Genomic DNA, 25,559 nt, shown 5'->3' with positions numbered 1-25,559 from the left:
AGGGTCTTGCGTTGTTTGTCACCGTGAAAGCGAAGCCGAACTGCTGAAAAACGTGTATGACCACCAGGATCGCATCTCTGAACTGAGGCGTATTGCCGAAAAGAACCTGGCCACCGTCCATATTGAAGCAAAATATGCCTGGGACGCCGGCGCCACTGAAGAGGATATGAAGGATGTCCTGCAACTCATCCGCCATGCGCAATGGCGCTGGGACTGGGTTGCTGCCGCCAACGGTAAAGGCATTCACTCGCCTGCCGAAGCCCTCAGGGTATTGGGGACATCCATCCAGAAAGTAAATGAAGCCCGCATCATCCTGGCAACCATATTCATTAAATATGGCCACGAATATCCCGTTGAGCTGCCCGACATTTCCACCAAGGAAAAAGCCCAACGGTATATTGGCCTTGATCCCGAAAAAATGCGCCAGGATAAGGAAGAATGGAAAGAAAGAGTTTTGCCGCAATGGCTTAGCGCTTTGTAATCGCGGCACGCAACAATAGAGGAAAGCTGCCCTGACCTGCGGGGCAGCTTTTTTTTTAACAGGATCATGACACCCCTTTCTGAATACCCCTCTAACACCAAACACCTGACAACCAACACCTAGCACCCGAGACCCAATCCCTGATATTTACTGGCTGAAGGAAATTTCCTTCATTGGGAGTCCTGACAGAGTCCTATGAAGGTCGTACCATGGTCGTAGTTTATACGGTTTAAACCGTATAAACCCCGTCTAAACTCCGTATTAACTATGAGCCAGATAGCTTCCTGGAAACTTTATTTCCTGAATCCAATGACTACTGACCTAAGGGAACATTCCCTTCGTTTCACAAAGTATCAGCTGATAAGCAGGGTTTTCGCAGCAATAATAAGGGCACAGAAAAGGGCTGGAATAAAGGCCGGAAGAACCTATAGAGCAACGAAGAAAAGTTAATCCGCTTTCGTTAAGAAAAGGCATTCAGAAACCCTTTGCTGACTTTAAAAGGTTCGATCAGGAGTTGGCTTCGTGAAAAAACAAAACCTGATTACTCGATATTGACCCCTGCCACAGCTTCAGAAATGTTAAGCAGGGTATCGCCGATCTTTTCGCAGGATGAGACCAGCTTGTTGAAGTAGAAAGCGCTTTTAACGTGGGCCACGCCCTTCTCAATGTCTTCAATGACCTCTTCGGCTACGGCATCCCTGAAGCCGTTGATGCGCTCTTCCAGTTCAATGGAGCGGGACAGGTTCTGGAGTGCAAAGGCCTCTCCCTTTTCCATATTTTCCAGCATTTGTTCGAACGCATCGTTAGTGAGTTTGAACATTTCGAACAACTCACTGCGCTGGGCGGGAGTGAAATACACTTTTTCCTCCTTCTTCTTGGCCAGCAGGGTGGACATTTTAAAGCACACATCTCCGATTCTTTCAACCTCGGCACATACAAGGCGCATTCTTCGGAGTTCTTCTGCTGAATGACCGCTCAATTGTTTTTTCGAAATTTTGACCAGGAAAGTGGTGATTTCCACTTCTACGCGATCGGTAATTTCTTCATATTTGCTGACCCTCTCCCTGAGATCTTCAAATTCCTTTTTGTCGGTTTCAATGATCATGGCGGGAATGAAGTTAAACATCCTGTGCGAGAGTTCGGCAAAACGCTGGGTTTCTTTTTTGGCCTGAAATACAGAGAGTTCCGCAGCTTGCAGAAAACCGCTGCTGAAGAATTCCAGCTGGGGACGTTCGAATTTTTTGCCTCTTGAAGGCAATATATATTCCACCACAATAACAAAGAACTTCAAAAAACCTATTAGCAGGAAAGTATTGATTACATTGAATGAGGTGTGGAATATCGAGAGCCCGATGGGCACCATGGTCGCGGTAGAGAATGGGGAGGCCAGCCCGGATTTCACCATATAATGGTCAATTTGCCCAATGAAAGGTTTAAAGATAATGAGCATCCATATCACCCCTATAATATTAAAGAAAGTATGGGCAAGGGCGGCGCGTTTGGCCTGGTTGTTCCCCATCAAGGCGGCCAGGTTGGCGGTAATGGTTGTGCCTATATTCTCGCCAAGAACGATGGCAGCGCCATGTTCGAAGCCGATCCAGCCATTGTTGCACATAACCAGGGTAAGGGCCATGGTGGCGCTTGATGATTGGAGGACAATGGTCAGCAGGGTCCCGATGCCCAGGAAAATCAAGGTGGTATAAAAGCCATAATCCGTCAGGCGTCCCAGGGCCTCAAAGATCTCTGGATTGCTATGCAAATCAGGAACAGACGATTTAAGAAATTCCAGCCCCATAAACAAAAGAGCAAATCCCAGGAGGGTTTCGCCGATGGAGTTGAGGCGCTCGCGGGCCATCATCAGAAGGGGGAAACTTATGGCAATCAGGGGCAGTGAATAAGCAGAAATGCTGACCTTAAATCCCAGCAGAGAAATGATCCAGGCCGTGGTGGTGGTTCCAATATTGGCGCCCATGATAACGCCAATGGCTTGGGTAAGATTGAGCAAGCCGGCATTGACAAAGCTGACCACCATAACCGTGGATGCCGAGGACGACTGTACCAGGGTGGTAACAATCAGCCCGGTCAAAACACCCATAAAACGGTTGGAGGTCATGGCACTCAGGATGGAGCGCATTTTATCGCCAGCTACCTTTTGGATGCCGTCGCTCATGGTTTTCATCCCAAAGAGAAACAGGCTGAGCGATCCGAAAAGAGTCAGGAATTGATAAAAGCCAAAATTCATAGGTCAGGTGTTAATTCCTAAAGGGGCTCAAAATTACATAAATATGCCTCTATTGGGTATTGTTAACAAAAACTTAACATCAACCCCTTGTTTATGAGCCCCAATTTACGAAAAAAATAAAAGGAAGGAATCTGTTTTGGCGCAATCTTTTTACATTTATAAAAAAAGCGCAATCAATCAATTGCGCTTCTCCTGGATTAACCCTATATGGCCTTATGGCTTAGTGCATCAGGTATCTTTTGATCTCCCGCTGGTTTTCGAAAACAATAACCTCATTGCCCCGGAAAGATATTCTTAACCCCCTTTTCCTTTTGTTGTAGATGTACCAGTCGGAATGGGAACGTACCATGGTAAATTGGAGTTTATCGCGACCCAGCATGTTCCGCTTAAAGAAAAGGATGGCATTGTTTTCCTCAACGATACGGTATTCTCTGTCGAGCTCAATCAGATTCCCCGACTGGGAGAAATGCCTGCGAAAAAATAAACCAGGCACATAAAACCCACCGGGTTCAGGAAGAATCCTCGTTGAGAAAATCAATCCCTTATGCCTGAGTGTTGAGTCGGTCCACGAAAGGGTATACTTATTGAGGAGTCCTCTTTCAAAAGTCAGGGTCGTATCGGTGATCAGGAGGTTGGCTGTCCTGACCCAGGGGATCAGGCCCAGATACTCAATTTGATAGGTTTCTGCATCACGGCGGTAAATCACATTCCGAAAGTTACGCCGGTCGGTTTCCTGAATGGTAAAACTGGCTGCAGGGTCGACTTGAAACAAGTCGGGTATCAGCAGGGAAAGATTCTTGTTGAGGTCATAAAATAGCCCGTTGCCCAGGTAAAAGCCCAGGGTACGGTAACTTTCCTCCTCTTCTGTCACTGTTGAATCGGGAAGCACAGCCCTATCGGTCTCTCTGATCAAGTCAAGCCTTATCTGGTAGACATCAAATGAGGGTTGAAGGGCAAGCGGTTCGAAGGGAACCCGCTGCAGCTCGCTTAGAGCCGCCTTGTCGAGGGTAGCACATCCTGGAAGGAATAGAACAGTAAGGGCAAGAAAAAAAACTCCTTGCCGAAACGTTTTCTTTGTTTTCATGGGTTAGGTGTTTTGTAATGGTTAAGAAATAAAAAAGATTAATAACATATGAAATCTTATTATTTCTTAACAAAAATTATACCTAAAACACGCGGGGTACAGAAAAAAGCAAGAAAAAAAATTTGAAGGGATCGGCCAGTGTTTTCGTGGCTTAAAGTTTGATAATTTTTCGGGAAACCGGATTTAAGTCCTTCCCTTCTGCCCGAATGAAATAGATTCCTGACTGCAATCCAGCAAAGGGAATGGTAAGAATCTCCCCTGCAATCAGATCCTGCCTGGGCAAAGCCAGTATCCTGTCTCCAGTCATTGAATAAATTGACACCAATAAATCAGGAATATGTTCGCCGGCCTGCAGCACCAGGCTTTCGCGCACGGGATTATTGAAAAATATTTCAGGGGTATTGACTTCAAGCTTCCTGAGGTTGACAGAGATTTCCCCTGTTTTAATTTCCATGGTTACGGGCAAATGATCAGACATTCCGTAAAGGGATTCGATAACAGCCTGCGGCGCACTGGTATTGGTGGGGTAAATTACCGACTGGTTAAAGCGGGCTCCATCCTGCCCCAGCGCCTGGTAAGAGTCATCAATGTATTTAAGTCCATAATATCCCTCCATGACGGCATTTGAAGCCAGGATAAGGTCGTAGCGGTCGTCGAGGCCACCACTCACAAAGCAATCGCTGCTGCTGGACCGGGTACTCTGCGTGTGGTATGCGGCAAAAGAAGGATTGTTGTACCATTGCCCGGGCTGGTCGACCGGGTCGTAAAACCGGATGGCCTCGTTGGGATGATAGGTAAGGTGCTGAAATGCCTGTTCGTAGGAGGAGTTCATGTTAAAATCGCCCATAAAAAGGAGGTTCCCACGAATATTGTTGGCATTGATATAAGCCATCACGGCCTGGACTTCTGCCGTTCGGGTTTGCTGGTCATCGGCCGTGCTGCCAGCCTTCAAATGAGCTACAATGGCAGTAAGAAATATGGTGTCGCCTGCGGCCAGCATCTCCTCATCGTTATAGAAGAGGGTATACAGATTAATGTCGCGCATGATGTTGCCCACTACCGCCTCAAAATACAGACTAAACTTATTGTGGTCGTAATACAACATGTTAACGATGGTGGAATTCGTCGAGTTGGTGTAAGTAGCAGCACTAAAGCGGTCATTCCCTCCTGCGTTCAAAACATTATCAAGGATCCTGTCGGCATTATGCTGGCCGCGGCCCAATTCGTTCACGGTAAAAATGTCGGGCTGAACATAATTGATAATGGTTAACAGGTTTTGATCCTTCACATCCACATTGTTATTCTGGCTATCACAAAAGGAAGTGTTGATGCCGTAATAAAGCAAGTTGTAATGCATTAAAGTCAGGGTATCCTGAGCCAGGGCAAGCCCGTTAAAGGCAAGGAAAACCAGGGCAATCAGTAGTTTTTTCACGAATAAGGGGGAGACAAGTAGGGTTCAATAGCAGTCAAAAAAGGGGCCTTTTGGGCCCCTTTTCCCTGCGTCAGCTCATACGTTATTATTTCTTAAGGAATTTAAAATCCTTACCAAGGTACCTGGCGGTTTCACCGAGCATTTCCTCGATACGGAGCAACTGGTTGTACTTGGCAATCCTTTCGGAACGGCAAGCAGACCCCGTTTTAATCTGGCCGGTATTCAAAGCCACGGAGAGGTCGGCAATAAAAGTGTCTTCCGTTTCGCCTGAGCGGTGGCTCATCACCGCGGTATAGGAATTGCGGAAGGCAAGATTGACGGCTTCGATGGTTTCGGTCAGCGAGCCTATCTGGTTGACCTTTACCAGGATTGAATTTGCCACACCCTTCTGAATGCCTTCGGAAAGACGTTCAACATTGGTTACAAAAAGATCGTCACCCACCAACTGTATCTTCTGGCCCAGTTTATCGGTCATGATTTTCCAGCCGTCCCAGTCATCTTCAGCCATCCCGTCTTCGATGGAGACGATGGGGTATTTTTTCACCCAATCGGCCCAGTAATCCACCATTTGGGCGGGGGTCAGTTTATCACCCGTCGACTTGTGGAGATGATAAACATTTTCTTCGGGCAGGAAGTATTCGCTGGAAGCGGGGTCGAGGGCAATGTAAACATCTTCGCCAGGCTTGTACCCTGCGTTCTCAATCGCCTGGAGAATGACCTTGACGGCCTCTTCATTCGACTTCAGATTGGGCGCAAAACCGCCTTCATCGCCAACGTTGGTTGAATAACCCTGCTTTTTCAGCACAGCCTTCAGGTTATGGAACACTTCGGCACCCATTTTTATGGCATGTGAAAATGATGAAGCACCAATGGGCATGATCATGAATTCCTGAAAATCGATGGAGTTGTCAGCGTGTGAACCTCCATTGATGATGTTCATCATGGGGATAGGAAGCATATTGGCATTCACTCCACCAATGTAACGGTAAAGAGGCTGTCCTGTTTCGATGGCGGCGGCTTGCGCAACGGCAAGTGAAACGCCCAGGATGGCATTGGCACCAAGGTTGCCTTTGTTTGGGGTACCATCCAGCTCGAGCATGGTTTTGTCGATCTGTGTCTGGTCAGTCACATAAAAACCTTTCAGTTCGTTGTTCAGCGTATTGTTCACATTGCCGACAGCTTTCAGGACTCCTTTGCCCAGGTAGTTCATTTTATCGCCATCCCTGAGTTCAACGGCTTCGTGAACGCCTGTGGAGGCGCCTGAGGGAACCGCAGCGCGACCCAAAACACCATTTTCGGTGATTACTTCCACTTCCACAGTGGGATTTCCCCGTGAATCGAGGATTTGTCTTGCATGAACATTAAAAATTGCACTCATAATATTTTGTTTTAATTAAAGGTCGAATCAGGGAATAAAATTACAAAAAAGTATATCTAAAAAAAAGAAAAGGATAAAGTGGCACAGCCAACTTTATCCTTGCAATGAGTTTTCCGTTCGAAGACAGCGATTACTTTTCAGTATCTGCTTCAGGCGTATCTTCTGCGGGCGTATTATCCTGAGGAGTCTCGTTGGTTTCAGCCTTTACCTCTTTAGCCTTAGGCTCTTCAGCCTTAGGTTCTTCAGCCTTAGGTTCTTCAACAGGCTTTTCTTCCTTGGCTGCTTTGGGAGCGGCTTTTTTAGTTGCCGTGGTATCTTCATCAGATTTCTTGCGGCGACCGGCGCGACGAGTCTTACGGGTCTGATCGGCATCGGCTTTCTTCAGCAGATTGGGGTTGTAATCCACCAGCTCGATCATACACATCTCAGCGCCATCACCCTGACGAAAACCAGTCTTAAGGATACGGGTATATCCACCCGGGCGGTCGGCCACTTTCTGGGCAACCTCGCGGAAAAGTTCACTGACAGCGTATTTGTTTTCCAGGTAACTGAAAACAACCCTGCGTGAATGTGTGGAGTCTTCCTTCGACTTGGTGATCAGGGGCTCAACGTATACCTTCAGGGCTTTGGCCTTAGGCACGGTAGTGTTGATGCGCTTATGAAGAATAAGGGAAGCAGCCATGTTTGAAAGCATAGCCTTGCGGTGTGCTGATTTTCTTCCCAGATGATTGACTTTCTTTCTGTGTCTCATTTCTGTTATTCCTTATCTAATTTATATTTCGCGAGGTTCATTCCAAAGCTGAGGTTCTTCGACTTGATGAGTTCTTCCAGCTCGGTAAGCGATTTTTTACCGAAATTGCGGAATTTCAGCAGGTCATGCTTGTTGAGGGCAACCAGGTCGGCGAGGGTTTCCACATCAGCGGCTTTAAGGCAGTTGAGTGCCCGAACCGAGAGGTCCATATCAACCAGTTTAGTCTTCAGCAGCTGGCGCATGTGGAGAGAGGTTTCATCAAACTCCTCACTGGCTGCTTTTTCCTCGGTGTCGAGGGTGATCTTCTCATCAGAGAACAGCATGAAATGAACGATCAGAATTTTGGCAGCTTCTTTCAGGGCCTCCTTCGGGGAAATGGAACCGTCGGTAAGAATCTCAAGAACCAGTTTTTCGTAGTCGGTTTTTTGTTCCACACGGTAGTCCTCCACAAGAAACTTCACGTTTTTGATGGGGGTAAAGATGGAATCGACAGCAACAGTCCCAATTACCGGGTTCAGGGGTTTGTTTTCCTCGGCAGCGACATAACCACGTCCCTTTTCAATGGTAAACTCCATCGAGAGGTTTACGCTGGTTTCCATGTTGCAAATAACCACATCGGGGTTCAGCACCTGGAAATTGGCGAGGGAAGCATTGAGGTCACCGGCAGTGAGCACTTCCTTGCCAGTAAGGTTGATGGAGAACTTTTCGTTTTCCACCTCTTCCACTTGCCTTTTAAACCGGATCTGCTTCAGGTTAAGGATGATCTCGGTCACATCTTCGACAACGCCCTTAATGGTTGAAAATTCGTGATCAACGCCTTCAATCCTGACCGAGGTGATGGCAAACCCTTCCAGCGAAGACAACAGGATCCTCCTGAGCGCATTGCCAATGGTAATACCATACCCGGGTTCCAGCGGACGAAATTCGAACTTGCCGAAGCGGTCGTTCGATTCGAGCATGATCACTTTATCCGGTTTTTGAAAAGCTAAAATGGCCATTATTGTTGGTTTTAATTTTTAAAAAGATATTGATCACTACTTGGAGTAAAGTTCCACGATGAGCTGCTCCTTGATATTCTCAGGGATGGCTTCCCGCTCGGGGATATTCAGGAATTTACCATGCATGTGTTCCCCGTCCCATTCCAGCCACGAATAGCTGCTGGGCCTGGCTGCCAGAGAGTCAACAATAACTTCAAGGCTTTTCGATTTTTCGCGAACACCGATGATATCACCGGGTTTTACTATATAGGAAGGAATATTGGTCACTTCACCATTGACGGTGATGTGGCGGTGTCCTACCAATTGACGGGCGCCACGGCGGGTTGGGGCAATTCCGAAACGGTATACCACGTTGTCGAGGCGCGATTCGAGCAAGCCCAGAAGGTTTTCACCGGTAATGCCTTTCATGCGAACAGCTTTCTCAAAGGTATTCAAGAACTGGCGTTCGAGGAGGCCGTAGGTGTACTTAGCCTTTTGTTTTTCAAGAAGCTGAACACCGTATTCCGACATTTTCTTACGTTTCTTGGTCTGTCCGTGCTGTCCGGGGGGGTATTTCTTTTTTTCAAATGCCTTGTCAGCGCCAAAAATGGGTTCACCAAATTTGCGCGCAATCTTTGTCTTAGGGCCTAAATATCTTGCCATGGGTAATTATTCTTTTTTTCAAATACAAATAAAAACGGTTATACTCTCCTTCTTTTGGGAGGACGGCAGCCATTGTGCGGCAGCGGGGTTACATCCATGATCTCCACCACTTCAATACCTGAAGCATGCAGGGTGCGAATGGCGGATTCACGGCCGGAACCGGGTCCTTTCACGAAAACCTTCACTTTGCGAAGGCCAAGGTCATATGCTACTTTTGCAGCATCGCCAGCAGCCATCTGTCCTGCATAGGGCGTGTTCTTCTTCGAACCCTTAAAGCCCATCTTACCGGCAGAAGCCCAGGAGATTACCTGTCCGTTTTGATTGGTCAGCGTAACGATGATATTGTTAAAAGAAGCGAAAATGTGAGCCTGTCCATGAGGCTCAACCTTTACAACTCTTTTTTTGACGCTTCTTGCGCCTTTGGTTGTTTTTGCCATTGTTAGATTCTGTTTTTGCTCTGATCAAGGGGCACAAGAGGTACCCACTTCAAAAAATGATGGATTACTTCGTTGCCTTTTTCTTGTTAGCAACAGTCTTTTTCTTCCCTTTACGGGTACGGGCGTTATTCTTGGTTTTCTGTCCCCTGAGCGGAAGTCCGATACGGTGGCGAATACCACGGTAGCAGCCAATATCCATCAGGCGCTTGATGTTCATTTGAACTTCAGAGCGCAGCGAACCTTCAACCTTATACTTTTCGTTGATGATGTTACGAATTGCAGTGACCTGATCATCGTTCCATTCTTCAACCTTCATCGATTGGTCCACTCCGGCTTCGTCAAGGATCTGGGCAGCTGTGCTACGGCCAATACCATAAATATAGGTAAGGCTGATAACGCCTCTTTTGTTTCTCGGAATGTCAACTCCAGCTATACGTGCCATATGTTTTTACCTTGTTAAATTTCGTACTATTATCCCTGGCGTTGCTTGAACTTGGGATTCTTCTTGTTAATGACGTAAATCTTTCCTTTCCTGCGAACGATTTTGCACTCAGGGCTTCTTTTCTTAACCGACACTCTGACTTTCATTTTACAGTGTTTTGTGTGTGTTGTAAAACCTCTTACTTGTACCTAAAAGTAATTCGACCTTTTGTAAGATCATAGGGTGACATTTCAACTTTTACCTTGTCACCGGGCAGGATTTTGATATAATGCATCCGCATCTTGCCCGAAATGTGCGCAGTAATGACATGACCGTTCTCGAGTTCCACCCGGAACATAGCGTTGCCTAATGATTCTATTACAACGCCGTCTTGTTGTATTGATGCCTGTTTTGCCATATAATCTTACCGAATAATGATTGAATTATTTTGGTTTTCCATCAAAGCTTCTTCAATATACTGAAACGATGATAACACATCAGCCTTTCCCTGCCTAACGGCAATGGAGTGTTCAAAGTGAGCAGAGGGTTTGCGGTCGGCAGTACGGATGGTCCATCCATCGCGTTCCTGAACAACAAACCTTTGCCCCATATTGATCATCGGCTCAATGGCAATGACTAAACCATCCCTCAGTTTCAGTCCTTTCCCTTTTGTCCCGTAATTGGGTACCTCGGGAGCTTCATGCAGGTGGCGGCCTACTCCGTGGCCAACCAGCTCACGCACTACCGAGAACCCTGCATCTTCAGCATGCTGCTGAATAGCCCAGGACACATCACCCAAAGTGTTACCTTCAACAGCCTCCTCTATTCCAAGATGGAGGCCAGCATGGGTAACCTTTAACAGCCGCTTGAGTGATTCACTGATCTCGCCAATGGCAAATGTGTAAGCAGAGTCACCGTAATACCCATTTTTCAACACGCCGCAATCAACCGAGAGGATATCGCCTTCCTTCAATTCTCTTTTGGAAGGAAACCCATGTACCACCACTTCATTGGGTGAGATGCAAAGGGTATACGGAAACCCGTTGTAACCTTTGAAACCCGGTGAAGCATTATGATCACGGATAAACTCTTCAGCTACCTGATCGAGGCGCTGGGTGGTGATGCCAGGCCGGATTAGCCGGGCAACCTCTGCCAGCGTTTTAGCAACAAGCAAAGAACTTTCCCTAATTAATTCAATTTCTTCGTTGGTCTTATAATGGATCATTACCCTTAAGATTACCCAGTCATTCCAAATGATGAACGGCCCTTAATCCTTCCGGACTTGGTAAGTCCATCGTAATGACGCATCAAAAGATGACTTTCAATCTGTTGTAATGTATCCAGAACCACCCCTACCATAATCAGCAACGAAGTTCCGCCAAAGAACTGTGCAAATTGCGCAGTTACACCCATAATACCTACCAAAGCAGGCATAATGGCAACAAAAGCAAGGAACAGCGACCCGGGCAGGGTAATCTTCGACATTACATTGTCGATAAACTCGGCGGTTTTCTTACCAGGTTTAACACCAGGGATAAAACCACCATTCTTTTTCATATCATCTGCCATTTGATTCGGGTTAACGGTAATGGCAGTATAGAAATAGGTAAACAGGATGATCAGAATGGCGAAGGTAAAGTTGTACCAAAACCCATAGAAGTTCGACATGGTGGCAGCAAAGCCTCCCAGCGACTCAGAGAACCCTGCGAGGGTAATGGGAATGAACATAATAGCCTGCGCAAAGATAATGGGCATCACGCCGGCTGCATTCACCTTCAGGGGAATGTATTGACGCACGCCACCATACTGTTTATTACCTACAACGCGTTTTGCAAATTGAACCGGGATTCGCCGGGTTCCTTGTACCAAAAGGATACTGAGTACTACGACCCCCATCAGGATGACAATTTCGATCAGGAAAACGACCAAGCCGCCACCTTCAGTAGCCCTGGCCACCAGTTCCCCAAACAGGGCAAAGGGCAGACGGGCAATGATACCGATCATAATGATAAGGGAAATACCATTTCCGATGCCCTTATCTGTAATTTTCTCCCCAAGCCACATAACGAACATAGTGCCGGCAATCAGGATAATTACCGATGAGATCATGAAGAAGGTCGAGGGTGAAGTTGCTGCCGGATCAAAGGGAGAGATAGCCTGCGGAGGAAGCTGACCTATCAGGTTAGCCAAGTAAGCCGGGGCTTGTGCACCCGTAATCAGCACGGTAAGGTACCTTGTAATTTGATTGATTTTCTTACGGCCGCTTTCACCTTCTTTTTGCAATCGCTGGAAGTAGGGAACAGCTATTCCAAGCAGCTGAATAACAATGGAGGCACTGATATAAGGCATAATCCCCAAGGCAAAAATGGATGCATTGGAGAAGGCACCTCCCGAGAACATATTCAGCAGTCCCAGAATCCCTTCCTGTGTCTGGGCTTGAAGGGCATCCAGCTGGGCAGGATCAACGCCAGGCAGCACAATAAAGGAACCCAGGCGATAAATCAGAATGAACCCCAGGGTATTTATAATGCGGATACGCAGGTCCTCGATCCGGTAGATATTCTTCAGCGTTTGGATAAATCGTTTCATTACGCAGGTTTAAATCTTGTTTACTTTTCCTCCATTGGCTTCGATGGCTTTGGCGGCAGCTGCCGAAAAAGCATGGGCTGTAACATCCACTTTAGCAGTGAGTTTACCGCGTCCCAAAACTTTCACCAGGTCTTTCTTTGAAACAAGACCATTTTCCAACATCACATTGACGTCGATCATCTCAAGGCCTTTTTCTTCAGCCAGTTTCTGGATCACATCCAGATTGATACCGGCGTATTCAACGCGGTTGGGGTTTTTAAAACCAAATTTGGGAAGGCGCCTGGCCAGGGGCATCTGACCACCTTCGAAACCAGCCTTTCGGCTATAGCCTGAACGTGATTGTGCTCCTTTATGCCCCCTTGTGGAAGTTCCGCCTCTGCCTGATCCTTCTCCTCGTCCAATACGCTTTCTGCTTTTTACGGAACCTTTTGCTGGTTTAAGATTGCTTAAATCCATTGTATTGTGTTCATTTTAAATTAATGACAAAAACAAATTATTCGGTCACTTCTTCCACATGGAGCAAGTGCTTCACGGCATTGATCATCCCTTCCACCTGCGGGCTTCCGTCTACGATAATAGGGTTGTTGAGCTTACGCAATCCTAGGGCAATCAATGTTCTTTTCTGACGTTCGGGTCGGCGAATAGCGCTTTTTACCTGAACTATTTTGTATTTCTTCATTGTTCTTTACTTTTCAGATAAGGGATTAAATGCTGCCGGGTTTTTAAAAAAAACTGGCTGGGTCATTAGCCTTTAAAAACTTTGTTGACCTCTACACCGCGCTGCTGAGCAACCATAAAAGGATCCCTCAGTTTCGTCAGGGCGTCAATGGTAGCCTTCACAACACTATGAGGGTTTGAGGATCCTTTGGATTTGGCGAGCACGTCGGTTACACCAACGCTCTCCAATACGGCACGCATGGCGCCACCAGCGATAACACCGGTACCGTGGGAAGCTGGTTTGATCAGAACCCTGGCACCGCTGTACTTACCCTCCTGAGTGTGAGGTATGGTACCCTTGTGCACAGGAACCTTAATCAAATGCTTCTTGGCATCATCAATACCTTTGCTAATGGCGGTGGTAACCTCTTTGGCTTTCCCAAGTCCGTAACCAACCACGCCGTTCTCGTTACCAACAACAACAATGGCAGAAAAACTAAAAGTACGGCCACCTTTGGTTACCTTGGTAACACGCTGGATGCTTACCAGCCGGTCCTTAAATTCAATCTCGCTTGACTTTACTTTCTTGATATTCGCGTTTGTCATGTTCTTAGAATTTTAAGCCGCCTTCGCGGGCGCCTTCTGCCAATGATTTAACTCTTCCGTGATACAGATACCCATTACGATCGAAAACAACCTTTTCAATACCTGCTTCTGAAGCTTTTCCAGCAAGCAGTTTGCCTACTTCCTTGGCAGTTTCGGTTTTGGTCATTTTCTTGTCGGCCAGTTCCTTCGACATAGAAGAAGCTGATACCAGGGTGCGGCCTTCCAGGTCGTTGATCACCTGGGCATAAATGCCTTTATTACTACGGAATACCGTCAAACGGGGACGATCGGCTGTGCCGTTCACTTTCTTCCGGATACGGTATTTTATCTTTGTCCTTCTATTAAGTTTCTTATTTGTTGCCATCCTGATAAGGAATTTAAAAAATTTACAAAAATTACTTAGCACCAGCGGCTTTACCAGCCTTCCGGCGAAGAATTTCACCCTGGAAGCGGATCCCTTTACCTTTGTAAGGCTCAGGTTTACGGAGGGAACGGATCTTGGCCGCTACCTGTCCGATCAGCTGCTTATCGTGCGATTCGAGAATGATGGTCGGGTTTTTACCCCTTTCAGTAATCGTTTGCACTTTTATCTCTTGAGGCAACTCAAAGAAGATGTTATGCGAATATCCCAGGGATAACTCGAGCAGATTGCCATCATTCGAGGCCTTGTAACCAACGCCAACGAGTTCCTGGACAATTTTATAACCTTCAGACACTCCTATCACCATATTGTTGATCAGGGAGCGGTAAAGACCGTGAAGGGCTTTATGCCTTTTCTGTTCCGAGGGACGTTCAACATGCAGTGTGCCGTCAACAACACTGATTTTAATATCCTTGTCGACAGCTTGTTTCAGTTCGCCTTTGGGACCTTTTACGGTCACAACATTGTTATCGGATACCTGAACGCTTACTCCTGCGGGCAGGCTTATGGGTAATTTTCCTATTCTTGACATTTTTTCCCCTCCTTTAGCTTACGTAACAAATGATTTCACCGCCCACCTTAAGTTCGCGGGCTTCTTTATCAGTGATCAAACCTTTGGAAGTGGAAATGATGGCTATGCCAAGACCATTGAGTACACGGGGCAACTCATCGGCGCTGCAATACTGACGCAAACCAGGCTTACTTATCCTGGTAATTTCATTAATAGCAGCCACCTTGGTTACCGGGTGGTATTTCAAGGCAATCTTAATCATAGCGGGCTTTATCTCATCTTCAAATTTGTAGTTGAGAATGTAGCCCTTTTCAAAAAGAATTTTGGTGATCCCCTTCTTGAGATTCGATGCAGGAATTTCTACAATCCTGTGATTGGCCTTCACGGCATTCCTTATTCTGGTCAGATAATCTGCAATTGGATCGGTTACCATTGTGTTTTAATAAAAGTTGTTTTTAATAAATACTACCAGCTGGCTTTTGTAACACCAGGGATAAGACCGTTGTTGGCCATCTCGCGGAAATTGATACGGCTGATCCCAAACTGGCGCATATAGCCTTTGGGGCGGCCGGTCAATTTACAGCGGTTGTGCAGGCGCACGGGCGATGCATTCTTGGGAAGTTTCTGCAAGGCTTCGTAATCACCCTGGGCTTTCAATTCGGCTCTTTTCGCAGCGTACTTGGCTACCAGTTTTGCTCTCTTGAGCTCACGGGCTTTGATTGACTCTTTTGCCATTATTCTTTGTTATTTTTTTAGGTTCTTGAATGGAACACCAAATTCACGAAGCAAAGCAAAAGCTTCCTTATCGGTCCTGGCACTGGTCACAAAAGTGATGTCCATACCCCCGATGCGGGTTACTTTGTCAATGTTGATCTCCGGGAAGATGATTTGTTCAGGCACGCCCAGGGTAAAGTTACCCCGGCCGTCGAAACCTTTCTCATTAATCCCTTTAAAGTCGCGGATCCTGGGAAGTGATACAGCTACCAACCTGTCAAGAAATTCGTACATGCGGTCGCCCCGCAGGGTGACGCGAACGCCAATGGGCATCCCCCTTCTAAGTTTAAAGTTGGAGATGTCTTTCTTTGACTTGGTGGGAACAGCTTTCTGGCCTGAGATTTGGGTCATTTCTTCCAGGGCTGATTCAATGATTTTTTTATCGGTAATAGCATCTCCAACACCCTGGTTAAGGCTGATCTTTAAAAGCTTGGGAGCTTGCATCTGGCTCTTATACTGGAATTCCTGCATCAACGCAGGAATAATTTCCTCAGTATATTTTTGTTTAAGTCTCGGGATATAGCTCATTACTTAATTACCTCCCCTGTCTTTTTGGAATAACGTTCCAGTTTACCTTTGTCATTAAGCTTACGGCCGATCCGGGTGGCATTGCCTTTCCCATCAATCACCATAAGGTTAGAAATATGTATGGGAGCTTCTTTCTTGATGATGCCTCCCTGGGGGTTGGCTGCATTGGGCTTGGTATGCTTCGACACCATGTTTACGCCCTCTACCAGCGCCCTAAGTTTTTCAGGATATACCTCCAGCACTTTGCCTTGGGAGCCTTTTTCATTCCCGGCAATTACCTTTACGGCATCTCCTTTTTTTATGTGTAATTTGGCTTGCATAGCTCAGGTATATTTTGCATTAAAGCACTTCGGGTGCCAAAGAAACAATTTTCATAAACTGCTTTTCACGCAACTCGCGAGCAACGGGCCCAAAAATACGGGTACCGCGCATCTCTTCGTTTGCAGTTAAAAGCACTACTGCATTGTCGTCAAAGCGGATATAGCTGCCATCGGGCCGGCGAACAGGCTTTTTGGTGCGAACCACTACAGCCTTCGAAACGGTACCTTTCTTAACGTTGCCCGAAGGAAGCGCATCTTTAACCGTCACGATAATTTTATCGCCAATACCGGCATATTTGCGCCGGGTCCCTCCAAGCACACGAATGCAAAGAACTTCCTTTGCCCCGCTGTTGTCCGCTACCGCTAGTCTGGATTCTTGTTGTATCATAATTACTTCGCTCTTTCAAGTATTTCAACTAATCTCCAACATTTATTCTTGCTCAAAGGACGGGTTTCCATGATGCGTACAGTATCGCCGATATTGCAGTCATTCTTGTCGTCATGAGCCATGAAACGGGACGAACGCTTGACAAATTTCCCGTATTTGGGGTGCTTTACCCTGCGCTGAACCTCAACCACGATGGACTTCTCCATCTTGTTGCTCACCACAATGCCCGTTCTTTCTTTTCTGGGAGTTCTGGTTTCCATTGTTAAAAATTACTTTTGTTTAAGTTCTTCTGTTTCCCTTTTCTTAAGCTCTGTCATGATCCTGGCAATCGTTTTGCGATAAGCCGGAATCTTGAGCGGGTTTTCAAGGGGAGAAACTGCATGGTTCATCTTGAGCTTAAGCAGTTGTTTCTTCTCCTCTACCAAACGCTCCTTGAGCTCACTGGTTGACATTTCACGTATTACGTTAGGTTTCATCTTTTGCGTGAATTAAATTTTTGCCAGCTAATCCCGCCCGATCTTTTCCGGGCGGACTTTAATGGGAAGAACAATCCAGACAGGTAACGGCTGCGTTGGTTTTGGTTCCCTGCAAAAAGGCTGCAAAGTTACAAAATTATTTCTGAATAAAAAACCTCATTATTCAACATAATCCTTCCTCACCACAAATTTGGTCAGGATAGGCAATTTCTGTGATCCCAGACGCATGGCTTCCTTTGCCGTTTCGAGGTTAACTCCCTCGGCTTCAAACAGGATGCGACCGGGTGTAATGCGGGCTACAAAATATTCGGGAGCTCCTTTACCCTTACCCATACGCACTTCGGCGGGTTTCTTGGTAATGGGTTTGTCGGGGAACACCCTGATCCACAGCTGGCCTTCACGTTTCATAAAACGGGTGATGGCCTGGCGGGCAGCTTCGATCTGACGGCCGGTAAGCATACAGGTGTCGAGCGCCTTAATGCCAAACGAACCGAAAGCAAGCTCAGCACCACGTTTGGTGTTGCCTTTCATGCGGCCTTTCTGCTGTTTCCTGAATTTGGTTTTCTTAGGCTGTAACATTATTCAACAGTTTTTCTTTTCTACAAATCAAAAATTACCTTTTGTTCTTCGGGCGTCCTCTGAAACGGTCTCCCCGACCAACGCCAGCGGGTGCTGGTCTGCCTTTGCCGGGCTCTTCGGTAAAAGGGGTCAGATCGCGCTTGCCAAAAACTTCGCCTTTGCAGATCCATACCTTCACTCCAATACGTCCGTATGTAGTATGCGCTTCAGTGGTCGCATAGTCAATATCGGCGCGAAGGGTATGCAAAGGAATACGGCCTTCCTTATAGGTCTCGGTGCGGGCCATTTCGGCACCACCCAGACGACCACCAACGGTGACTTTGATCCCCTCTGCACCAAGGCGCATGGTCGAAGCAATAGCGGTTTTTACTGCACGTCGGAAGGAAATCCTGCCTTCAATCTGTTTGGCAACAGTCGTTGCCACCAGGAAAGCATCCAGTTCAGGGCGCTTGATCTCACTAATGTTGATCTGCACCTCTTTCTGAGTGATTTTCTTCAATTCTTCCTTCAATTTATCCACTTCCTGGCCACCTTTCCCGATGATAATCCCGGGACGGGCGGTATTAATGGTAACTGTGATAAGCTTGAGGGTTCGCTCAATGATAATTTTGGAAACGCTGGCCTTGGAAAGCCGGGCGTTAAGATATTGACGAATCTTTTCGTCTTCTACAAGTTTAGTCTCATACCTGCGCCCACCATACCAGTTTGAATCCCAACCCTTGATGATACCAAGCCTAAGACCGATCGGATTTGTTTTTTGTCCCATCTGAAAAAGATTTAATCGTTTTTAATTTTACTATCAACAAAAATGGTAACATGGTTGGACCTTTTACGGATCCGGTAAGCACGGCCTTGGGGAGCGGGGCGCAAGCGCTTGAGCATACGACCTCCATCCACGTTAATGCTTTTAACGTAGAGGTTGCTGTCTTCAATCCTCACGCCTTCATTTTTGCTTTGCCAGTTTGCGATGGCCGACAACAAAAGCTTTTCAAGCCTGTTGGAGGCATCTTGTTTTGAATACCGAAGTATTCCAAGGGCTCTATTGACTTCTTTGCCCCTAATCATATCGGCTACCAGGCGCATTTTCCTGGGCGATGTGGGGACATTCCGGAGGCTGGCAAAATACTGAGTTTTCTTCTCTTCCTTGAGTTTCTCAGCCCTTAAGTGTTTTCTTAATCCCATTTTAAGATGAAATTTTTATTTTTTTGCTTTGTCTTTTTTACCTGCGTGTCCGCGGAAAATCCGCGTGGGTGCAAATTCGCCCAATTTATGTCCTACCATGTTCTCGGTAACATAAACAGGGATGAATTTATTGCCATTATGAACGGCTATCGTCTGACCCACAAACTCGGGTGAAATCATTGAAGCCCTCGACCAGGTTTTCACAACACTTTTCTTGTTGCTGGCGGCCATGGCAAGGATTTTCTTCTCGAGCTTGATGCTAATGAATGGTCCTTTTTTAAGTGAACGGCTCATATCAATCGTTTTTTTTCTGTTTTCTAAACTGTTTACTTCTTCCTTCTTTCAACCACCAACTTGTTGGACATCTTCTTCCGGTTGCGGGTCTTGTAACCTTTTGCCGGGAGGCCCTTGCGGCTGCGTGGGTGACCACCAGAGGCACGACCTTCACCACCACCCATTGGATGATCGACGGGGTTCATGGCAACGCCACGGGTACGCGGGCGGCGGCCCAACCAACGGTTACGGCCTGCTTTCCCGGATACTTCATGCATGTGGTCAGGGTTCGAAGTGCTTCCAATGGTTGCACGGCAGGTGATAAGCACCATACGCGATTCACCAGAGGGAAGCTTCAGGATGGCATACTTGCCTTCCCTTGACATGAGCTGGGCATAGGTACCTGCGCTGCGCGCCATCTTGCCACCCTGTCCCGGATTCAGTTCGATATTATGAACAATACTTCCCAGCGGAACATCGCGAAGGAACAATGTGTTGCCAATATCGGGGGTTGCTTTCTCACCCGACATGACAGTCTGCCCAACCTTCAGCCCGTTGGGGGCAATAATGTATCTTTTCTCGCCATCAGCATAGAAAAGAAGGGCAATACGGGCCGAACGGTTGGGATCGTATTCGATCGATTTTACCGTTGCGGGTACCCCATCCTTTTCACGCTTGAAGTCAACGATACGTATGCGTCTCTTATGACCACCACCCATATAGCGCATGGTCATTTTTCCGGAATTATTCCTGCCTCCTGAATGTTTCTTACCAACCACCAGGCTCTTCTCAGGAGAGGAGGCAGTTATGTCGTCAAATGCGCTGATTACTTTATTGCGCTGTCCGGGCGTGGTTGGTTTAAATTTTCTTAAAGCCATTTATCCTTAAATATTGCTGTAAAAATCAATGGTTTGACCTTCGGCCAGGGTAATGATGGCCTTCTTGAAACTGTTTTTCCTGCCGCTCTGGATCCCGGTTTTGGTAAAACGCGTCTTGCGCTTGCCCAAGTATACCATGGTGTTGACAGTAGCTACCTCAACATCGTACATCTCCTGCACTGCTGCCTTAATCTGGCTCTTGGAGGCACGCTTGTCAACGACAAACCCATAGCGGGTGGGAAATTTCTCGGTTACCGCGGTCATTTTCTCGGTAATCAGGGGTTTAATCAAAACTTCCATGTTTGTTTTTCATTTAGGGGTCGATCTTTTTCCAACCCGTTTCATTGTTTTCTTAGTCCAGCAAAATGTTTTCAACTTCGGGCAGCGAACTTTCCACCAAAAGCAGATGATCGGCGTTGAGGATCATATAGGTATTCAGATCCGAAGCCAAAGCTACTTTTGCCTTGGGAATATTGCGCGAAGAGAGTACCAGGTTACGGTCTACCTCGGGCACCACCAACAGCGACTTCTTATTCTCAAGATTGAATTTCTTCAGGATCTCAAGATATTTTTTGGTTTTGGGTTCTTCCATTTGGAAGGCTTCAAGAACCATGATGTTACTGTCAATGGCTTTATAAGTCAAGGCCGATCTGCGGGCCAGTTTCTTAACCTTCTTGTTCACTTTAAACGAATAGTCGCGGGGAACTGGACCAAAAACACGGCCGCCACCGCGAAACATGGGCGATTTGATATCGCCTTTGCGCGATCCGCCGGTACCTTTCTGTCGGTGAAGCTTGCGTGTACTTCCGGCGATTTCATTCCTCTCCTTGGATTTATGCGTCCCCTGACGTTGATTGGCAAGGTATTGCTTCACATCCAGGTAGATGGCGTGGTCATTGGGCTCAATGCCAAAAATCCCGTCGTTGAGTACCACGGTCCTGGCGGTTTTGCTTCCGTCAATATTATATACTGTTAACTCCATCTCTCAAGAATTAAATATGATCCATTAGGTCCTGGCACAGAACCTTTAACAACAACAATGTTTTTCTCGGGAATAAGCTTCATGACCTGAAGGTTGATCATCTTAACCCGGTCTCCGCCCATGCGGCCGGCCATACGCATACCTTTAAAAACCCTGGAGGGCCAGGACGATGCGCCAATTGAACCGGGTGCCCTCAGGCGGTTATGCTGACCGTGAGTACTCTGGCCTACTCCGCTAAATCCATGGCGTTTCACAACGCCCTGGAAACCCTTACCCTTTGAAACACCTACCACATCAATGTATTCACCCTCAATAAAGATGTCAACCGTGAGTAAATCACCAAACTTTTTTTGGTGTTCTTTCTCGAAACGGGTGAATTCGGCAATGTATTTCTTGGGAGTGGTGCCTGCTTTGGCAAAATGGCCCTTCAGTGCCTTGGTCGTATTCTTTTCCTTCTTATCGTCGAAGGCCATTTGGATGGCGTCATAGCCATCCTTCTCCTTCGTCTTTATCTGCGTAATTACGCAGGGACCAGCCTCTATTACCGTGCATGGGACATTTTTCCCAGAGGCATCGAATATGCTGGTCATTCCAATCTTCTTTCCAATGATTCCTGACATTTTTCAGATTTTTCTGCTCTTAAGGCAATAGTTAAAAAAGTTACACTTTGATTTCTACTTCTACACCGCTGGGCAGCTCAAGCTTCATGAGCGCGTCAACAGTTTTGGACGAAGACGAATAAATGTCCAGCAAACGCTTGTAAGAGCAAAGCTGGAACTGTTCTCTTGACTTTTTGTTTACGAATGTCGAACGTAATACGGTAAAGATCTTCTTGTTCGTCGGCAACGGAATAGGACCATTAACAACAGCACCAGTCGACTTTACGGTTTTAACGATCTTCTCAGCAGACTTGTCCACCAAGTTATAATCGTAAGATTTCAATTTGATTCTGATTCTCTGACTCACGGTTTAATTTATTTTGAATTAAACGATTATGCTTTTATTCCAAACAATTTAAAAATTACATCATCAGCAATATTTTTAGGGGTTTCCTCATAATGAGAAAACTCCATCGTGGATGTGGCACGGCCGCTGGTAAGGGTACGTAACGAGGTCACATAACCAAACATCTCTGAAAGCGGTACCTGTGCATCCACAACCTGCAAATTGGCTCTTGATGAAAGTCCTTTTAAGTGCCCGCGGCGGCGGTTAATATCGCCCACCACATCGCCCATATATTCATCGGGCGTAACCACTTCAAGTTTCATGATGGGTTCCAGCAGTATGCTGCCGGCCTTTTTGGCAGCATGTTTAAAACCGATCTTGGCTGCCAGTTCAAAAGACAGAGAATCGGAGTCTACCGGGTGAAATGAACCATCGATCAGGCGTACCTTCAAACCATCCAGCTGATAGCCTGCGAGCACACCATTCTGCATGGCCATGCGAAATCCTTTCTCAACCGAGGGAATATACTCACGCGGGATGTTACCACCCTTCACCTCATCAATGAATTGCAAACCGGATAGGCCTTCGTCGGCGGGGCTGATCTCGAATATGATATCAGCAAATTTACCCCGGCCACCAGTTTGTTTCTTATAAATCTCGCGGTGTTCAATCGTACGGGTAATGGCCTCCTTGTATGCCACCTGGGGTGCTCCCTGGTTGCATTCTACCTTGAATTCGCGCTTGAGCCTGTCAACCAGAATCTCCAGGTGCAGTTCACCCATGCCGCTGATTACGGTCTGTCCGCTATCGGCATCAATCTTCACCTTAAATGTGGGGTCTTCTTCGGCCAGCTTGCCAAGGGCAATGCTAAGCTTGTCAACATCAGCCTGTGTCTTGGGTTCAACGGCTACGCTGATCACGGGATCAGGGAATGTCATTGACTCAAGGACAATGGGATGCTTCTCATCACAGAGGGTATCGCCGGTGTGGATTTCCTTAAACCCTACGGCTGCACCAATATCACCTGCTTCAATGCGCTCAATGGGGTTTTGCTTATTGGCATGCATTTGCAGTATGCGGGAGATACGTTCCTTTTTCCCCGTCGAGGCATTCAAAACATAAGAACCCGATTCAAGCACCCCGCTGTACACCCTGAAAAAACAAAGCCGGCCCACATAGGGGTCGGTAGCGATTTTAAAGGCTAGTGCAGAGAATGGTTTTGTCGAATCCGGATGCCGTAATTCTTCCTTGTCGTTTTTGGGGTTAATGCCCGTCACTGCTTCAACATCCATCGGGGAGGGCAAAAACTTGGCCACTGCATCGAGCAGCGCCTGAACCCCTTTATTTTTAAATGAAGAACCGCATAATACCGGGGTAATCTTCAGGTCTATGGTCGCCTTGCGAATAATCCCGATCATTTCATCTTCTGAGATACTGTCCGGGTCTTCCATAAACTTTTCAAGCAGCTCTTCACTCTCTTCGGCGCAACCTTCAATCAGTTGCGTGCGAAAATCGAAAACGGTGTCAACCAAGTCTTCAGGAACCGGGATCTCATTGAACACCATACCCAGGGATTGTTCTTCCCATTCGTAGGCTTTTCCGGTAATCAAGTCCACTATACCACGGAAATTCTCTTCCGACCCAATTGGAATCTGCAGAGGAATGGCATTCATCCCCAGGCGTTCCTTGATCTTTGTCACTACACCGAAAAAATCAGCCCCTGCACGGTCCATCTTGTTGATAAAACTGATGCGGGGCACTTTATATTTATCCGCCTGGCGCCATACGGTTTCCGACTGGGGCTCAACGCCACCCACTGCACAAAACAGGGCAATAGCCCCATCCAGCACACGCAGGCTGCGCTCCACCTCAACGGTGAAGTCCACGTGCCCGGGCGTATCAATAATATTGATCTTATACTGGTTATCCCTGTAACGCCAGAAAGTGGTAGTAGCCGCTGAGCTGATGGTGATGCCGCGCTCCTGCTCCTGGACCATCCAGTCCATGGTGGCAGCACCGTCGTGCACCTCACCCAGGCGGTAGTTCACGCCCGTATAGAACAAAATGCGCTCGGTGGTGGTAGTCTTACCAGCATCGATGTGCGCCATAATGCCTATGTTGCGTGTATATTTTAAATCTCTGGCCATTTAATTAACAGGAATATCAGAATATTAGAAACGGAAATGTGAGAAGGCCTTGTTGGCATCTGCCATACGGTGGGTATCCTCTTTCCGCTTGTAGGCGGCGCCTTCTTCCTTGTAAGCAGCCATGATCTCTCCGGCCAGCTTACCTGCCATCCCCTTTTCATTACGCTTGCGCGAAAAGTTGATCAGGTGCTTGATACCGATCGACATCTTGCGTTCGGGACGAATCTCAGAAGGAATCTGGAAGGTGGCACCACCAATACGGCGACTGCGAACCTCCACAGCGGGGGTCACATTGGCCAGGGCCTTCTTGAAAACTTCCAGACCGTCTTCCTTGGTTTTGTTCGAAACGATCTCAATGGCATCATAGAAAATGTTGTATGCCAGGTTCTTTTTCCCGCAAAGCATTAGATTGTTAACGAAGCGGGTTACCAGCACGTCGTTAAACTTCGGGTCGGGAAGCAGTATTCTTTTCTTTGGTCTTGATTTTCTCATTGTATTGTGAAAATTTATGCTTGGTCAGTCACAATGATTAACTCTTGGCTTTAGGCCTTTTGGTTCCGTATTTCGACCTGCGCTGGTTGCGGCCACTTACACCGCTGGTATCCAATGCACCACGAATGATGTGATATCTTACACCGGGTAGGTCTTTAACCCTGCCACCGCGGATCAGCACGATGCTGTGCTCCTGAAGGTTGTGGCCTTCACCGGGAATATAAGCGTTCACTTCCTTGCCATTGGTTAATCTAACCCTGGCAACTTTTCGCATGGCCGAGTTAGGCTTCTTGGGCGTGGTGGTATAAACCCTTACACAAACTCCGCGACGCTGGGGACATGAGTCCAAAGCGGGTGACTTACTCTTGTAAGTAACCTTTTGGCGTCCCTTACGAACCAATTGTTGTATTGTTGGCATACTGCAATTTAATTTGTAAAAACTTCGTTTTTATTTATTTAAAGTCAATCCTCTCTATTTTTGGGAGTGCAAAGGTAAGCGTTTATTTTTGAAAACCAATATGGTTTACCAAAAATTTATTCCTACAAACCCGTAAAATGTATTTACCTCTTTGATCCCTGACGGGGTCAAAACCCGAAAGTGTGCTGTAACTCAATTACATCTGTCTTCCGCGTTTGAGGGGCACAAAGATAGGAAAGTTTTTCCAAAATTCCACGCTTTTTCTGACTGAAGCAGCATATTTCAGAAAAATGTTTAAAGCTTACAAGCTGCGAGGCTTTCAGCAGGATAATGAACCCTAATTCTCAATGAGTTCCAAGGCCTCTTTGCACACAAAGTAAAATCCCCGGGCAACGTGAAAAGATATTCACATTCCCCGGTAGCTCCTATAATCAAAAGAATGTATTGCTCTACATAAGGTATTTCCCGTAAGTGGGTAAAAGCAGAAATATTCAGAAACAGATAATAATGATTCTTACTTTTTACTT

General features: G+C 46.8%; 39 protein-coding genes. 1 reads left to right on the top strand and 38 read right to left on the bottom strand.

The genetic code is table 11. The features are described from left to right. Positions 1 to 481, top strand: a 481-nt coding sequence (locus V2I46_01675; GenBank protein MEE4176197.1) for an ammonia-forming cytochrome c nitrite reductase subunit c552, incomplete at its 5' end; no start/stop codon positions are given. 541 nt (positions 482 to 1,022) lie between these two features. Here V2I46_01675 and V2I46_01670 read toward each other — a convergent pair. The 38 genes from V2I46_01670 to V2I46_01485 all read right to left on the bottom strand — a co-directional run. Then, the gene (locus V2I46_01670) at positions 1,023 to 2,723 is read right to left on the bottom strand and encodes a Na/Pi cotransporter family protein (protein MEE4176196.1); all 1,701 of its coding nucleotides are present in this window, start codon (positions 2,721 to 2,723) and stop codon (positions 1,023 to 1,025) included. Between the two features lie 220 nt (positions 2,724 to 2,943). Beyond that, positions 2,944 to 3,807 carry a hypothetical protein gene (locus V2I46_01665; protein MEE4176195.1) on the bottom strand — a complete coding sequence of 288 codons (864 nt, stop codon included), beginning with the start codon at positions 3,805 to 3,807 and terminating at the stop codon, positions 2,944 to 2,946. A gap of 151 nt (positions 3,808 to 3,958) precedes the next feature. Further along, a complete protein-coding gene (locus V2I46_01660; protein ID MEE4176194.1) occupies positions 3,959 to 5,239 on the bottom strand; it encodes a hypothetical protein in 1,281 nt (426 codons plus the stop codon). Between the two features lie 85 nt (positions 5,240 to 5,324). After that, positions 5,325 to 6,617, bottom strand: a complete 1,293-nt coding sequence (gene eno / locus V2I46_01655; GenBank protein MEE4176193.1) for a phosphopyruvate hydratase — start codon at positions 6,615 to 6,617, stop codon at positions 5,325 to 5,327. 130 nt (positions 6,618 to 6,747) lie between these two features. Further along, positions 6,748 to 7,368: a 50S ribosomal protein L17 gene (rplQ, locus tag V2I46_01650; GenBank protein MEE4176192.1), complete on the bottom strand. Its 621-nt coding sequence runs from the start codon at positions 7,366 to 7,368 to the stop codon at positions 6,748 to 6,750. 5 nt (positions 7,369 to 7,373) lie between these two features. Beyond that, entirely contained in the window at positions 7,374 to 8,366 is a 993-nt protein-coding gene (locus V2I46_01645; protein MEE4176191.1) for a DNA-directed RNA polymerase subunit alpha, read from the bottom strand. A gap of 36 nt (positions 8,367 to 8,402) precedes the next feature. Beyond that, positions 8,403 to 9,008 (bottom strand): 30S ribosomal protein S4, encoded by a 606-nt coding sequence (gene rpsD, locus V2I46_01640; protein MEE4176190.1) that lies wholly within the window; start codon positions 9,006 to 9,008, stop codon positions 8,403 to 8,405. Positions 9,009 to 9,046: 38 nt separating this feature from the next. Then, entirely contained in the window at positions 9,047 to 9,445 is a 399-nt protein-coding gene (rpsK, locus tag V2I46_01635) for a 30S ribosomal protein S11 (GenBank protein MEE4176189.1), read from the bottom strand. A gap of 64 nt (positions 9,446 to 9,509) precedes the next feature. Further along, the gene (gene rpsM, locus V2I46_01630; protein MEE4176188.1) at positions 9,510 to 9,887 is read right to left on the bottom strand and encodes a 30S ribosomal protein S13; all 378 of its coding nucleotides are present in this window, start codon (positions 9,885 to 9,887) and stop codon (positions 9,510 to 9,512) included. A gap of 29 nt (positions 9,888 to 9,916) precedes the next feature. After that, positions 9,917 to 10,033, bottom strand: a complete 117-nt coding sequence (gene rpmJ / locus V2I46_01625) for a 50S ribosomal protein L36 (GenBank protein MEE4176187.1) — start codon at positions 10,031 to 10,033, stop codon at positions 9,917 to 9,919. Between the two features lie 32 nt (positions 10,034 to 10,065). Continuing rightward, positions 10,066 to 10,284, bottom strand: a complete 219-nt coding sequence (gene infA, locus V2I46_01620; GenBank protein MEE4176186.1) for a translation initiation factor IF-1 — start codon at positions 10,282 to 10,284, stop codon at positions 10,066 to 10,068. A 6-nt stretch (positions 10,285 to 10,290) separates the two neighbouring features. Beyond that, on the bottom strand, positions 10,291 to 11,091 hold the full coding sequence (gene map, locus V2I46_01615; GenBank protein ID MEE4176185.1) for a type I methionyl aminopeptidase: 801 nt from the start codon (positions 11,089 to 11,091) through the stop codon (positions 10,291 to 10,293). A gap of 11 nt (positions 11,092 to 11,102) precedes the next feature. After that, positions 11,103 to 12,455 (bottom strand): preprotein translocase subunit SecY, encoded by a 1,353-nt coding sequence (secY, locus tag V2I46_01610; protein ID MEE4176184.1) that lies wholly within the window; start codon positions 12,453 to 12,455, stop codon positions 11,103 to 11,105. A gap of 9 nt (positions 12,456 to 12,464) precedes the next feature. After that, positions 12,465 to 12,911 (bottom strand): 50S ribosomal protein L15, encoded by a 447-nt coding sequence (rplO, locus tag V2I46_01605; GenBank protein MEE4176183.1) that lies wholly within the window; start codon positions 12,909 to 12,911, stop codon positions 12,465 to 12,467. Positions 12,912 to 12,948: 37 nt separating this feature from the next. After that, entirely contained in the window at positions 12,949 to 13,134 is a 186-nt protein-coding gene (rpmD, locus tag V2I46_01600; GenBank protein ID MEE4176182.1) for a 50S ribosomal protein L30, read from the bottom strand. 65 nt (positions 13,135 to 13,199) lie between these two features. Next, complete coding sequence (gene rpsE, locus V2I46_01595; GenBank protein MEE4176181.1) at positions 13,200 to 13,718, bottom strand: 30S ribosomal protein S5; 519 nt, start codon at positions 13,716 to 13,718, stop codon at positions 13,200 to 13,202. A gap of 4 nt (positions 13,719 to 13,722) precedes the next feature. Beyond that, complete coding sequence (rplR, locus tag V2I46_01590; protein ID MEE4176180.1) at positions 13,723 to 14,082, bottom strand: 50S ribosomal protein L18; 360 nt, start codon at positions 14,080 to 14,082, stop codon at positions 13,723 to 13,725. A 31-nt stretch (positions 14,083 to 14,113) separates the two neighbouring features. After that, positions 14,114 to 14,671: a 50S ribosomal protein L6 gene (rplF, locus tag V2I46_01585; GenBank protein MEE4176179.1), complete on the bottom strand. Its 558-nt coding sequence runs from the start codon at positions 14,669 to 14,671 to the stop codon at positions 14,114 to 14,116. A 13-nt stretch (positions 14,672 to 14,684) separates the two neighbouring features. Further along, entirely contained in the window at positions 14,685 to 15,083 is a 399-nt protein-coding gene (gene rpsH, locus V2I46_01580; GenBank protein MEE4176178.1) for a 30S ribosomal protein S8, read from the bottom strand. Between the two features lie 32 nt (positions 15,084 to 15,115). Then, entirely contained in the window at positions 15,116 to 15,385 is a 270-nt protein-coding gene (gene rpsN, locus V2I46_01575; protein ID MEE4176177.1) for a 30S ribosomal protein S14, read from the bottom strand. A 9-nt stretch (positions 15,386 to 15,394) separates the two neighbouring features. Further along, on the bottom strand, positions 15,395 to 15,952 hold the full coding sequence (gene rplE, locus V2I46_01570; GenBank protein ID MEE4176176.1) for a 50S ribosomal protein L5: 558 nt from the start codon (positions 15,950 to 15,952) through the stop codon (positions 15,395 to 15,397). Beyond that, on the bottom strand, positions 15,952 to 16,272 hold the full coding sequence (gene rplX, locus V2I46_01565) for a 50S ribosomal protein L24 (protein MEE4176175.1): 321 nt from the start codon (positions 16,270 to 16,272) through the stop codon (positions 15,952 to 15,954). Before rplX ends, rplE begins: the two co-directional genes overlap by 1 nt. 19 nt (positions 16,273 to 16,291) lie before the next feature. Next, complete coding sequence (gene rplN / locus V2I46_01560; GenBank protein MEE4176174.1) at positions 16,292 to 16,660, bottom strand: 50S ribosomal protein L14; 369 nt, start codon at positions 16,658 to 16,660, stop codon at positions 16,292 to 16,294. Positions 16,661 to 16,662: 2 nt separating this feature from the next. Continuing rightward, positions 16,663 to 16,920, bottom strand: coding sequence for a 30S ribosomal protein S17 (gene rpsQ / locus V2I46_01555; protein MEE4176173.1), 258 nt, complete (start codon positions 16,918 to 16,920; stop codon positions 16,663 to 16,665). A 9-nt stretch (positions 16,921 to 16,929) separates the two neighbouring features. Then, positions 16,930 to 17,136, bottom strand: coding sequence for a 50S ribosomal protein L29 (rpmC, locus tag V2I46_01550; GenBank protein ID MEE4176172.1), 207 nt, complete (start codon positions 17,134 to 17,136; stop codon positions 16,930 to 16,932). A gap of 159 nt (positions 17,137 to 17,295) precedes the next feature. Beyond that, positions 17,296 to 17,715 (bottom strand): 50S ribosomal protein L16, encoded by a 420-nt coding sequence (gene rplP / locus V2I46_01545; protein MEE4176171.1) that lies wholly within the window; start codon positions 17,713 to 17,715, stop codon positions 17,296 to 17,298. A 34-nt stretch (positions 17,716 to 17,749) separates the two neighbouring features. After that, positions 17,750 to 18,481 carry a 30S ribosomal protein S3 gene (rpsC, locus tag V2I46_01540; GenBank protein MEE4176170.1) on the bottom strand — a complete coding sequence of 244 codons (732 nt, stop codon included), beginning with the start codon at positions 18,479 to 18,481 and terminating at the stop codon, positions 17,750 to 17,752. A gap of 11 nt (positions 18,482 to 18,492) precedes the next feature. After that, the gene (gene rplV, locus V2I46_01535) at positions 18,493 to 18,897 is read right to left on the bottom strand and encodes a 50S ribosomal protein L22 (GenBank protein MEE4176169.1); all 405 of its coding nucleotides are present in this window, start codon (positions 18,895 to 18,897) and stop codon (positions 18,493 to 18,495) included. Positions 18,898 to 18,912: 15 nt separating this feature from the next. Continuing rightward, entirely contained in the window at positions 18,913 to 19,191 is a 279-nt protein-coding gene (gene rpsS, locus V2I46_01530) for a 30S ribosomal protein S19 (protein ID MEE4176168.1), read from the bottom strand. Positions 19,192 to 19,223: 32 nt separating this feature from the next. Continuing rightward, positions 19,224 to 20,048, bottom strand: coding sequence for a 50S ribosomal protein L2 (rplB, locus tag V2I46_01525; GenBank protein ID MEE4176167.1), 825 nt, complete (start codon positions 20,046 to 20,048; stop codon positions 19,224 to 19,226). A 6-nt stretch (positions 20,049 to 20,054) separates the two neighbouring features. Continuing rightward, the gene (gene rplW, locus V2I46_01520) at positions 20,055 to 20,348 is read right to left on the bottom strand and encodes a 50S ribosomal protein L23 (protein MEE4176166.1); all 294 of its coding nucleotides are present in this window, start codon (positions 20,346 to 20,348) and stop codon (positions 20,055 to 20,057) included. A 52-nt stretch (positions 20,349 to 20,400) separates the two neighbouring features. Continuing rightward, the gene (rplD, locus tag V2I46_01515; GenBank protein ID MEE4176165.1) at positions 20,401 to 21,030 is read right to left on the bottom strand and encodes a 50S ribosomal protein L4; all 630 of its coding nucleotides are present in this window, start codon (positions 21,028 to 21,030) and stop codon (positions 20,401 to 20,403) included. Further along, positions 21,021 to 21,650: a 50S ribosomal protein L3 gene (gene rplC, locus V2I46_01510; protein ID MEE4176164.1), complete on the bottom strand. Its 630-nt coding sequence runs from the start codon at positions 21,648 to 21,650 to the stop codon at positions 21,021 to 21,023. The genes rplD and rplC overlap by 10 nt, the downstream gene beginning before the upstream one ends. Before the next feature lie 40 nt (positions 21,651 to 21,690). Next, positions 21,691 to 21,996: a 30S ribosomal protein S10 gene (rpsJ, locus tag V2I46_01505; GenBank protein MEE4176163.1), complete on the bottom strand. Its 306-nt coding sequence runs from the start codon at positions 21,994 to 21,996 to the stop codon at positions 21,691 to 21,693. 26 nt (positions 21,997 to 22,022) lie between these two features. Beyond that, complete coding sequence (gene fusA, locus V2I46_01500) at positions 22,023 to 24,122, bottom strand: elongation factor G (GenBank protein ID MEE4176162.1); 2,100 nt, start codon at positions 24,120 to 24,122, stop codon at positions 22,023 to 22,025. 24 nt (positions 24,123 to 24,146) lie between these two features. Then, a complete protein-coding gene (rpsG, locus tag V2I46_01495; protein ID MEE4176161.1) occupies positions 24,147 to 24,614 on the bottom strand; it encodes a 30S ribosomal protein S7 in 468 nt (155 codons plus the stop codon). A gap of 37 nt (positions 24,615 to 24,651) precedes the next feature. Then, positions 24,652 to 25,032, bottom strand: a complete 381-nt coding sequence (gene rpsL, locus V2I46_01490; protein MEE4176160.1) for a 30S ribosomal protein S12 — start codon at positions 25,030 to 25,032, stop codon at positions 24,652 to 24,654. Between the two features lie 294 nt (positions 25,033 to 25,326). Continuing rightward, positions 25,327 to 25,559: hypothetical protein (locus V2I46_01485; GenBank protein MEE4176159.1), on the bottom strand; the 233-nt coding region annotated here is incomplete at its 5' end.

This window comes from Bacteroides sp. (assembly GCA_036351255.1).
GTDB lineage: Bacteria > Bacteroidota > Bacteroidia > Bacteroidales > UBA7960 > UBA7960.
This window is presented reverse-complemented; position numbering and strand designations above follow the sequence as displayed.